Here is an 11,099-nt window from a genome sequence, read left to right on the forward strand (position 1 = left end):
CTCTGTCGAGAAAAGGAAAACTTTCGAGGCAAACTTGTCAAAAAGAACACCGCGATCCGGAACTGGTGAAGGGCTTTTAGCTTTTACATGTTGAAGCAGCCCCTGTGGGACTTTCTTTCGAGCGGTCAAAAAGGTTCAACCGCAAGGCGGAGGGGCTTCCCGCAGTGCAGGCGTACCCCTGGTACGTCGGAACGAGGACAAGGCCCGACAACGCAGTCGGATGGGCCTTTTTCACCGCTCGACTATTTCTCCCCGACGACGTAGGCAATCCAAGATTCGCAAGCTTCCCCATGATCGACACGTGTGAAGTTGCCATCGCCAGATCCGTCTTTAGCAGTTCCTTCCCAGTAAACATGGGTCTTTTTGAATCCCACTTCGTGCATCACTTCGCGGATCTCAGAAATCGTCCAAAGTCTCCAATCGTAAGTGAAAACTTGTTCGATCTTTTTACCGCCCACGCGGAAATGAATATGGAAAAGAGCTTCGTTCGTTACCGGATCAAAGTTTGTTTGATCCCAATAGTACGTAAAACCGTCGTGCTTGATCGTGTCTTCAATAGCATCGTAACACTGACTGCCACCAAAGATGTCTGTCAGGAAGATGCCATCTTTGTTTAAAGAGCGATATGCATTGGCAAAGTATTTCTTTAAAAGATCGCGGCTCTTAAAACAGAAATAAGAAAAGTTCATCGCCGCCACGATATCTGATTTCGGCAAGTTCGGATCAAGAACATTGCCTTCGATTAACTTCATGCGACGTTGCTGCTCAGGCTTTAGTTTGGAGAAGTAATGAGACTTACCATAAGCCATTGGCTCCGGATCAAGATCCACCCCAATAGCCTCATGGCGAGGATTCAACTTAATCCACTCGGTCGATAATGCAAATGTTCCGCAAAAGTCTTCGCGGAACACGCGAGCTGATTTTCCTTTTAGCTCTTTGTATGTATCACGCAAAAATTGAACGTCGTTTTCCGCTGATTGAACCGCACGACGGTACAGATCATATTTATCAAATACCGTCTTAGTATCTTTGCGACCAACACGACGACGAACTTTTTTTCTGTGAGACATCATTTTTGCCATTATGGAATTTCCGCCAGTACTTCACGAATTGCAGTTTCAATGTCATTTGCTTGAGGCACAGAGTTCTTCTCAAGGTTCGGATGCAAACCAATACCTGGCAAGTTTTTACCTGCAAGAACACGAGGACGCGCCATCAATTGATAGAACAATTCTTGAGTCACACGGTAAGCCAAATGCTCACCAAAGTTTGTCACTTCTGTGTCCTCGTTCACAAACAACACACGACCTGTTTTAGCAACAGAGTCTTTGATCATTTGCCAGTCGTACGGATAAATCGAACGAAGATCGATCACCTCAACAGAGTGACCTTCTTGTTTCAAATGATCCGCTACTTCGTTACACAAGTGAACCATACGAGAATAAGTCACAACGGTGATGTGTTCACCTTCACGCGTGATCTTACCTTTGCCGATTGGAACCATATAGTTCTCAAGTTCCGGCCAACGAGGTTTCCAGCCGTCAGAGTTCTGAACTGGTTTATCAATCATCGCTTTTAATTCTTTTTCATCAGCTGGTTCGCCCGGGATGAGCTCATCACCTTTATGGCGCATCAAAGCTTTTGATTTCAAATACAAAACTGGATTTGGATCTTGGATAGCTGACAACATCAAACCGTATGCATCCAAAGGATTTGAAGGCATCACGATTTTCCAACCCGGCAAACGAGAGGCCCACGCATCAAACGAGTGCGAGTGGTAAACGGAACCAAAAATTCCTGCGCCCACAGGAGTCATCACAACCATTGGAAGTTCAACCTGACCATTCGTACACCACAAAGTATTCCCTGCGATTTTCAAAAGATCGATCGTATTAAAAATATAATCCGCGAATTGGATCTCGGCCACGCAACGGTCCCCCGTCATCGCAATACCCATTGCCATGCCGATGATACCACGTTCATCAAGTGGAGAGTTCCATGCTGTCTTCAAACCTTGAGTCGCCGTGAATACGCCACCGAGTGGTGCGCCTACGTCTTGACCGAAGATATCTTTAACGCCGAGATTTTTTTCACCATAGTGAAGGGCCATTCTGATGGCCTGTGCCACGCTTGCCATTAGAATTTTCTCCAATCTGCATTTTCATTACCAACGTAAACATGATCCCAAACAGATTCGCTAGTTGGAGCTGGTTCACCGCGCGCAATTTCTTGTGCGGCCACACCTTCTGCTTCGTAGTCATCCCAGATTTTCTTTGCATCTTTGGCAGTCAAAATTCCTGCTTTGATCAAACGCTCTTCAAAAACCGTCACAGGATCTACCATCTGAGTTTTTTTATTCGCGCCGTCTGCTGAAGAGTGACCGTACAAACGAGTCGTGTAAGCCTCGATGAATGAAGGCTTACCTGTTTTGCGGATGTATTCCATCTCTTCTTGGATTGCGATGTATGTCTCAACAGGATCGTTACCGTTAATCACACGTGAACGAATATTGAAAGCCGCCGCACGGTCCGCGATATGCGTTTCACCATGTTGGCCATCATAAGAAGTCGAAATACCCATTTTATTATTTTGAACAGTGATCAGAACTGGCAATTCGCTACCTGGACGAGAAGCCAAGATAAGGCTTGATGCGAAGTCACCTTCAGCAGTTCCCGCATCACCACCTGTTACGATCGACAAAGCTTTTTTGCCGAAACGTTTTTGTGCATGAGCTGTTCCGCAAGCCAGAGGATACTGAACTTCGATTGGAGAAGTCACAGGCGCCACATTCCATTTTGGGAAGCAGTAGTGATTAGCAAAGTTACGACCACCAGTAGAAGGATCTGTCGAACGATTCATGATCAAACGAACAGAATCAATCATCTCAAGTCCCATAGCGACCAACGTTGGCGTACAGCGATAGTGCAAGTGCAACCAATCGTAAGCTAAACCTTCACCTTTACGAGTTAACATTCCGAGTGGAACCCCGAATGCTTCTTCACCGGGTCCACCGATCCAGAAGTAAGCTTCACCAGCTTTGTAGATTTTGATCAAACGTTCTTCAAGGACACGGGACTTCACCATGAAGTTATGCATCTTCAAAAGAATGTCTTTAGATAGTCCCTGGAAATTGTCTTTCTTTGTGCTCGGCTTTTTAGCGGCAGTTGCCTTTTTTGCCGGGCTTTTGGCAGCAGCTTTTGCAGTCGCTTTGCCATGAGTCTTTTTCGACATGAGAAGATCTCCATTTTACACGTAATTTTGCGTCTTTATCTAATCGAAAACGCCCCTTTTTGTCGCCCCTAAATCCACCAAACACAATGCGTCAATTCAATAAAGAACCAGGGCAGATCAAAAGGGTTCAAGCGCAAGGCGGAGGGGCTTCCCGCAGCGCAGGCGTACTGAAGGTACGTCGGAGCGAGGACAAGGCCCGACAACGCAGTCGATTGGGCCCTTTTCATCTGCCCCAATAAAAAAGCCCAGAGTTTCCCCTGGGCTCTTAACAACAACTTATCGATCGCCTAAGACTTATTTGGAGCTTGCTTGCTTCGGCACTGTCAGGGTTTTACCCTCTTCCAGTTGGATCAAATCCAGAAGGACGTTTTCCGCTTCCTGAACATCAGGACGCTTCAAATATTCCTCATTCTTTTTAGCCTTGCTTGCAGTCTTCTTCGCCTTATCTTTTTTCTCTTTTTCATTTTTGTCTTTGAGCACTTCGCTCACGCGGATCACTTTACCGCGTTCTTTCGCTTTATTAAGCTCTTCAACGATTTTTTTGAAATCATCGTTTTTGCTTACGCGGTCTTCAGAGCGCTCTTTCATGGTTTTCAACCAGTCAGATTTGATTTCTTTCCATGCACCAGGGCCTTCTTTAACAAAAGCATCTGGAGAAACGAAAGCTTCAATCGTTTTCGGTGGCAACGAGTAATCCATGTACTTCTCACCGATTTCATCTGTGCTAAATGGACCTGGCAATACGATATCAGCGTCAACACCTCTGTGCTGAGTTGATTTACCACTTGGAATAAAGAACATACCCACTGTTACTTTGATTGCGCCTAAGTTATTTGGAATTGGCAGTACCGACTGAACGCTTCCTTTACCGTAAGTGTGATCTCCACCCACGACAACGGCACGTTTGTAATCTTGCAAAGTTCCAGACACGATCTCAGAAGCGGATGCCGAAATACGGCTTGTTAAAACAACAAGTGGACCTGACCAATCAACTGTTGGATCCACATCACGAAGAGCGGCTTCGGCACGGCCTTCATTTTTTGAAGATTGTTTTACCACGTTACCCGTTTGGAAGAACAAGCCCGCGATTTTAACTGCATCCTCAAGTGAACCACCACCGTTATTTGAAAGATCGAGAACCAAGCCGTCTGCTTTTTTATCAACAGCTTCTTTGATCAGTTTTTTCATGTCAGCCGCTGAAGAACGGCCACCACGGCGGGAATCTGCGTAGAAGCTTGGGAAATTCAAGATACCCAATTTTTTCTTCTGACCATTGATTTCTTTTTCAGTGAAGATGATAGACGCTGCTTCGTCTTCCAAGTTTACTTTTTCACGAGTCAAAGCGATGTCGAAACGTTTTTTGCCTTCGCCTGATTTGCGCAGGATCGTCAAACGAACTTTCGTTCCTTTGTTACCACGGATTTTTTTAACTACGTCTTTCAAATCCATGTCGATCACGTTTTCCATTGGTCCTTTATCTTGACCAACAGCGATGATTTTATCTTGCGGCTCAATCAAACCAGATTTCGCTGCTGCACCACCTGGAACAAGCTGCTCAACAACTGTGAAGCCGTCTTGAGAAGAAAGTGTCGCTCCGATACCTTCAAGTGACAAACGCATTTGGATTTCGAAATCTTCAAGCACGTCACGAGAGAAGAAACTTGAATGTGGATCCAAAGCACGGGCGAAAGAATCAAGATAACCAGAGAACAAATCGTCTTGGTTCGTCTCTTGCGCACGTTTTACAGCTCTTTCATAATTTTTTGCGACATTCTTTTTGGCTTCTTCCAACTTCATGTCAGTTGCAAGATAGTTTCCGATTTGGAATTGGATGTATTTTTTCAAATACTCATTGGCTTCGTTTGCATCTTTTGGCCAAGGTTTTTTATCTGGGTCAAACGCAAACTCTGTCTTTTCATCAAATTTAAAATTCTTACCCAAGTATTCTTTCGCAAATGTCGCACGGTCTTGAACGCGTTTTACTGCCAAAGCTTGGATCGTATTGAGGAATGCACAATCACGATTTTTTGTTTTTTCAAAAACATTTCCCATTGTGCTTTTCACAGTTTCCGCATCGGCAGCTGTGAGATAGATTTTGGAAGGATCGATTCTTTTAAGGTATTGCTCCACTACACGGTTGCTAAGATCCGCATCGCGGTTTGTGTACTTCACATGATTGGCAAGGAAGCCCTGCTCGATAACCGTCATATAGCGGCACTCAAGTCCCTCTTTCAATTGGGCGTGCGCCGTAGCGGCAATCGTCAGTGATCCCGCAATGATCAAACTATTCAAACCTGTTCTCAGTGAACTCATGATGGTCCTTCCTTGGCTCCCCGTTGGAGCAGACTAATTGCTATAGATTAGCAAAGATTTACCCAAGAGCATTCTATTTGTTAGGGAAGGAACAATTTTAGGACGTAGCGGACACTAAGACTTAGGTCTGTCTGATTCAAAGAACGAAAGCTGAGAAAGACCCTCTTTTCGTTCACTCGTGAACAAACCATTGTTTTTGATTTCGTGTTTGATGAAGTTTCCGTGCTGAGTTTCGATCATAAAGAACGACATCTCCGGGAATCTCGCCTTAAGTCGAGTCATCTCTTCAGCAATTAATTGGATATTTTTGGGGTCGTCATCAGACATGCCGAAGCGGTGATGAGGACTGTAACCGTAAGTTTCAATCGCTTGCTCAACACTGCGACGGATAGCACGCTGCTTTAACTCTGCGGTACCTTCACGGAATTCAGGATCTCCTAAAAGTACACGCGTTTCTTTGTGGCTTACCGGGAAAACACTTAGGTAGTTCGGTTCAATCGGTAAAACTTTTTTCTGAACAAAAACACGAATGCCTTCTTTTAAAGTTTCCGGATGATGACCACGAGCCGTGATTACTGACAAGGGACGTTGATTGAAAGCCGCGTGATAGAAACACTCCCAAGAAGGACCCTTCCATTGTGTGTCAGGCATCCCAAGAGCGGACATCACGTCTTGAACAAAGACTTGTCGTTTGCCTTGGAGTTTTTCAAGTTCTTCAATTTGCAAATCACGGAAGTTGCGGAATGTACCTGTTAGGTCACAGTAATCAATTTTGTAGTCAGCGTAAGGACCCGACTCCCCGATCGACGAATGATACTGAGCAAAGTCACCGCTGGAAATTTGTACTTCAGATTTGTTGTCTTTATGAAAAAGAACAAGAGGCGTTGTGAGGAACGCGATGTTGTCGTCGAAATCAAAGAAATAGAAACTACGTCCGCCCAGATGGAAGTTGCGATCCTTCTCCGGTGTGCGATTAATACCTAGTTCCAATTGTCCCTTCGGGGGACTCTCGCTCATAAAAAAACCCTCACAAGAATGAGGGTTAATTTAACACAAAAGCACGCGCCCCCAAAAGGGGCTTGTACAAATTACTTTTTAGCCTTGCGAGTGACGACTTTTTTGACACCTAAAGCTTCGGCCTTTTCCTTTGCGGTCTCAGCCTTCTTTAAAGTCTTTTTAGCGGCTTTTGGAGCTGCTGCTTTAGCGCCCTTAGCACCTTTCGCGGCTTTCCCTTTGCCCTTCGCCGTCACACCTTTTTCATTTAAAAGCGCGATGGCTTGTTCGGCCGTCACGGTTTCAGGTGTCACACCCTCAGGTAGAGAAACATTCACTTTTCCGCTCTTAATGTAAGGACCATAAGGACCGTTCAAAACCTGAATGGCATCGCCCGAATCAGGGTGGTTGCCAAGCTCTTTCAGAGGAGCCGCTTTACCACGTCCCTTTTTCGGCTGGCTCAACATCTCAAGCGCTTTTTCCAAGGTGATATTGAAAATGCTGTCTGTTTTTGGAATCGAGCGATAGTCACCATCATGCACAACGAATGGACCAAAGCGACCAAGGCCAGCTTTGATTTCTTTGCCTGTACCGGGGTGTTTGCCCAACGTTTTTGGCAGTGACAAAAGATCCAACGCCATTTTCAAATCAACCTGCTCAGGTTGTGTGCCCGGAGGAAGAGACGCACGTTTTGGTTTGTCATCCTCAGGAGTCACATCACCCAATTGCACGTAGGGACCGTAACGACCATTCAAGACGTAAATAGGTTGATCCGTTTCAGGATCTTTACCAAGAGCGTCCGCCCCGTTTATTTTTTGATCAATTAATTTTTCCGCAATTTCAGGAGTGATATCTGCAGGAGATTCGCTCTCTGGCAAAGAGGCACTGACATCAGCGCCGTCACGTTGAGTTGACAAGTAAGCACCGTAACGACCGACGTGGAATTTATATTTATCCATTCCATCAATCGTCATGGTACGAGCTTCATCTGGATCAATTTTTTCAGCCTGATCATCGACCAAAGCTTTCAAACCTTTTGAGCCTTTGTAAATTGATGCCAAATATTTTTCCCAATCCAAATCGCCTTCGGCAATATGGTCAAGACTTTGTTCCATTCCAGAGGTGAATCCAAGATCCACATACTCTGGCAAATAGTTGCGCAAAAGTTTTGATACGATCATCGCCGTGAAAGTTGGAACAAGAGCTGTTCCGTTTTTCTTCACATAACCACGATCAATGATAGTTCCGATAACGGATGCGTACGTAGACGGACGACCGATACCTTCTTTTTCCATTGTTTGAACAAGACTCGCCTCTGTGTAACGAGCTGGCGGTTTTGTTTCGTGCGAAGTTGGATCTAGCTTTGCACACTTCACGGAGTCTTTAACTTTCAGCGCCGGCAAACGCACTTCACGTTCAGCCAAATCTGCTTCAGGATCATCCGATCCTTCCACGTAGGCACGCAAGAAACCGGCAAATTCAATCGTCATGCCGGAAGCACCAAACAAGGCATCGCCCACTTGGATTTTCGCGCTGACTTGCTTTTGACGAGCATCCACCATTTGTGATGCCACAGTTCTTTTCCAAATCAAATCATACAAACGGAATTGCGTACCTGTCAGACCTGTATCGTCTGGATCGACGAACTGGTTGCCCGCAGGACGAATCGCCTCATGGGCCTCTTGGGCACCTTTGACTTTTTTTGCAGCGTAATTGCGTGGCTGCGGAGTCAAATACTCTTTGCCGTATTTTCCCTGGATACAATCACGAGCCGCATTGATCGCCTCATTCGATAAGAATGTGGAGTCCGTACGCATATAGGTGATGAAACCTTGCTCGTACAATTTTTGTGCGACTTGCATTGTTTCACGAGAACTCAATCCTAATTTACGATTGGCTTCCTGTTGCAAAGTCGAAGTGATAAATGGTGCTGCTGGTTTCCGGAATGTTGGTTTTTCTTCAACGTCCGTGACATTCCAAGCGCCGCTTTGAAGTTCATTTGCTAATTTCGTCGCTTGTTTTTCATCTAAGACAAGAACGTCTTTACCTGAAACCAATTGTCCTGTCAGACCATCAAAGTCTTTACCTGTTGCAACTCTTTGATTTTTAAATTGTTGCAAACGTGATTCGAACTTCACGCCGTCTTTCACCAACTCAGCAAGGACACCCCAGTAAGATGATTTTTTAAACGCGATACGCTCAAGTTCACGCTCGGTGATCAAGCGAACAGCTACGGATTGCACACGACCCGCTGACAAACCGTAAGCGACTTTCTTCCAAAGAAGAGGAGAAATCGTATAACCCACCAAACGATCTAAGACACGACGCGCTTCTTGTGCACGCACAAGATTAAGATCGATTTCGCGCGTATCTTTCAAAGCTTTTTGAATCGCGTCCTTAGTGATTTCATGGAACACCATTCGCTTTGTCGGAACGTTTGGTTTTAAAACCTCAAGTAAATGCCAGCTGATAGATTCCCCTTCGCGGTCTTCATCGGTCGCGAGATAGAGCTCTGAGGCTTCGCTAAGTTTATCTTTAAGGTTCTTTACAACCTTGGTTTTATCTTTCGGAATGCAGTAAAGGGGCTCGAAGTTTTTATCGACGTTCACGCCAAGCTGCGCCCACTTCTCTTTTTTCACTTTTTCAGGGATGTCTTTTGCGGACTGAGGAAGGTCACGAATATGACCCATGCAGGATTCAACGACGTAATCCTTGCCTAAAAACTTACGAATCGTCTTGGCCTTGGTCGGGGACTCGACGATGACGAGCTTAGTTCCCGATGATGAATCCGATTTTTTAGCCATTCAAAGTCCTTTTACCAGGCGCACTCGTGCGCCGAAGCGTCGAGCAAACAACCGGGAAACCCCAAGCGCCACCCAACTATATATATAGACAGAACCATGAAGCCGAAAAAGCGAAGGCGCAAGTCTAATTTTTGACTTTCCGTATCAACACAGACTTTAGGAGAATCTCTCGCTATACTCAAATTCACGATATGAAACAGATTTCTGAATTTTCAAGCCCGCTAAAATTTCTTCTGACCGACATCGACGACACTTTGACTGATGAAGGTCATTTGGGTTCCGAAGCCTATGAAGCTCTTTGGAAACTTCATCACGCCGGTGTTCACATCATTCCTGTGACCGGTCGCCCGGCGGGCTGGTGCGAGATGATCGCACGCGTCTGGCCTGTTAGCGGAATCGTCGGCGAAAACGGCGGATTTTATTTCCGCTATCATAATCGCAAAATGCATCGCCATTTTTTCTTTGATGAGAAAACTCAAAAAGAAAACCGCGCGAAATTGAAAACTCTTGAAGCTGAAATTTTAAGCAAAGTTCCTGGTTGTGATTTAGCGAGCGATCAATTTTGTCGTTTGATGGATCTGGCCATTGATTTCTGTGAAGACGTTCCGGCACTTCCACGAACTGATGTTCAGAAAATCGTCGATATTTTCCATTCGCACGGCGCTCAGGCCAAGGTTTCTTCTATCCATGTAAACGGATGGTTTGGTCAATACGACAAACTCACAATGTCCTTGCGTTTCTTAGAACGCGAATTTGGAGTAAGTGCACAGGAAGCAAAAAAAGTCTGCGGCTTTAGCGGTGATTCACCGAATGACGAACCGATGTTTGCTTATTTCCCGCACAGTTTTGCGGTGGCGAATATTCAAAATTTTATTGATCAATTGAAGCTCAAACCCACTTATGTCGCGAAAGCTCGTGGCGGAATTGGTTTTACAGAAATTGCCGAGCGCATTCTTCAGACTGCTCCCAGCAAATAAGTGAGCAGCTTTGACAGATTTCCAGCAAAGCTGTCATCAAATTTCCCTATAAATCTTATAAAGCCGCTTTCGGTTTTGATGTTGTCCCTGTAGATTCATCTCCGTTTTAAAAAACTAAAACGGAGATATTATGAAAACCTTTTCTATAGTAGCAGTATTCTTGATGACTCTTGCAACAGTGAATGCATTTGCAGCGCCGACAACTATTCAAATGGGAAATGCCGTAGACCGTTTGAAGCAAATAAATTATTCCAATTACCAGTTGAGCATCGAGTATGTTGTTGCATCCGCATTTACTTCCGACAGCAACTCAAAAATATTCGGAACTTGGAAAAAGTGCTTCACTCGCACGGCCAATGTTCCTTATGATCCGTTTGCTCCGTACATCTATGAATCGTTTTCTGAGTCAAAGCGAATTGATTCTTCCATCGTGCCTGCGGGTAACACGTTTACCCTCGATGAAGCCGCAATTTTAGATTTACTTGAGAACTTGGAACAGAAACTCAAACAATCGACTCAAGGTCAATGCGATATTGAATCCAGTGTACGCATTAGCTTTCACGCCTACATTCCAGAACGAAATGGATCCGCTCGTTCATTTATATATCTGACTAAAAAGCACGGAAAACTTATGGTGCACTTTACGCAGTGGGGTCCAGATATGTCTGCAGCAGAAGAGGGACGAGAATATTTACCAAACCAAACGCCAATCGAAATTGGCTTTCCATATTAAGTTAATCTCAATATCTGATGCGCATCTCGCGCATCAGATATTTCTTAT

The 11,099-nt window shown here is 45.0% G+C and carries 8 protein-coding genes; 2 read left to right on the plus strand and 6 right to left on the minus strand.

The features are described from left to right. Positions 1 to 242 precede the first annotated feature (242 nt). The 6 genes from ACLWOR_RS17320 to topA form a co-directional block, all read right to left on the minus strand. The gene (locus ACLWOR_RS17320) at positions 243 to 1,082 is read right to left on the minus strand and encodes a class I SAM-dependent methyltransferase (RefSeq protein ID WP_413942069.1); all 840 of its coding nucleotides are present in this window, start codon (positions 1,080 to 1,082) and stop codon (positions 243 to 245) included. Continuing rightward, positions 1,082 to 2,137: an alpha-ketoacid dehydrogenase subunit beta gene (locus tag ACLWOR_RS17325; RefSeq protein WP_413942070.1), complete on the minus strand. Its 1,056-nt coding sequence runs from the start codon at positions 2,135 to 2,137 to the stop codon at positions 1,082 to 1,084. Before ACLWOR_RS17325 ends, ACLWOR_RS17320 begins: the two co-directional genes overlap by 1 nt. Next, on the minus strand, positions 2,137 to 3,231 hold the full coding sequence (locus ACLWOR_RS17330) for a thiamine pyrophosphate-dependent dehydrogenase E1 component subunit alpha (protein WP_413942071.1): 1,095 nt from the start codon (positions 3,229 to 3,231) through the stop codon (positions 2,137 to 2,139). Before ACLWOR_RS17330 ends, ACLWOR_RS17325 begins: the two co-directional genes overlap by 1 nt. Positions 3,232 to 3,525: 294 nt before the next feature. Next, a complete protein-coding gene (locus ACLWOR_RS17335) occupies positions 3,526 to 5,544 on the minus strand; it encodes a S41 family peptidase (protein ID WP_413942072.1) in 2,019 nt (672 codons plus the stop codon). A 114-nt stretch (positions 5,545 to 5,658) separates the two neighbouring features. Then, a complete protein-coding gene (locus ACLWOR_RS17340; protein WP_413942073.1) occupies positions 5,659 to 6,561 on the minus strand; it encodes a hypothetical protein in 903 nt (300 codons plus the stop codon). A 71-nt stretch (positions 6,562 to 6,632) separates the two neighbouring features. After that, positions 6,633 to 9,341, minus strand: coding sequence for a type I DNA topoisomerase (topA, locus tag ACLWOR_RS17345; protein ID WP_413942074.1), 2,709 nt, complete (start codon positions 9,339 to 9,341; stop codon positions 6,633 to 6,635). Between the two features lie 191 nt (positions 9,342 to 9,532). Here topA and ACLWOR_RS17350 point away from each other — a divergent pair, with 191 nt between their 5' ends. Continuing rightward, positions 9,533 to 10,318, plus strand: coding sequence for an HAD family hydrolase (locus tag ACLWOR_RS17350; protein ID WP_413942075.1), 786 nt, complete (start codon positions 9,533 to 9,535; stop codon positions 10,316 to 10,318). A 130-nt stretch (positions 10,319 to 10,448) separates the two neighbouring features. Next, complete coding sequence (locus ACLWOR_RS17355) at positions 10,449 to 11,051, plus strand: hypothetical protein (protein WP_413942076.1); 603 nt, start codon at positions 10,449 to 10,451, stop codon at positions 11,049 to 11,051. Positions 11,052 to 11,099 lie beyond the last annotated feature (48 nt).

The sequence above is a fragment of the Bdellovibrio sp. HCB2-146 genome, from assembly GCF_047345725.1.
Lineage (GTDB): Bacteria > Bdellovibrionota > Bdellovibrionia > Bdellovibrionales > Bdellovibrionaceae > Bdellovibrio.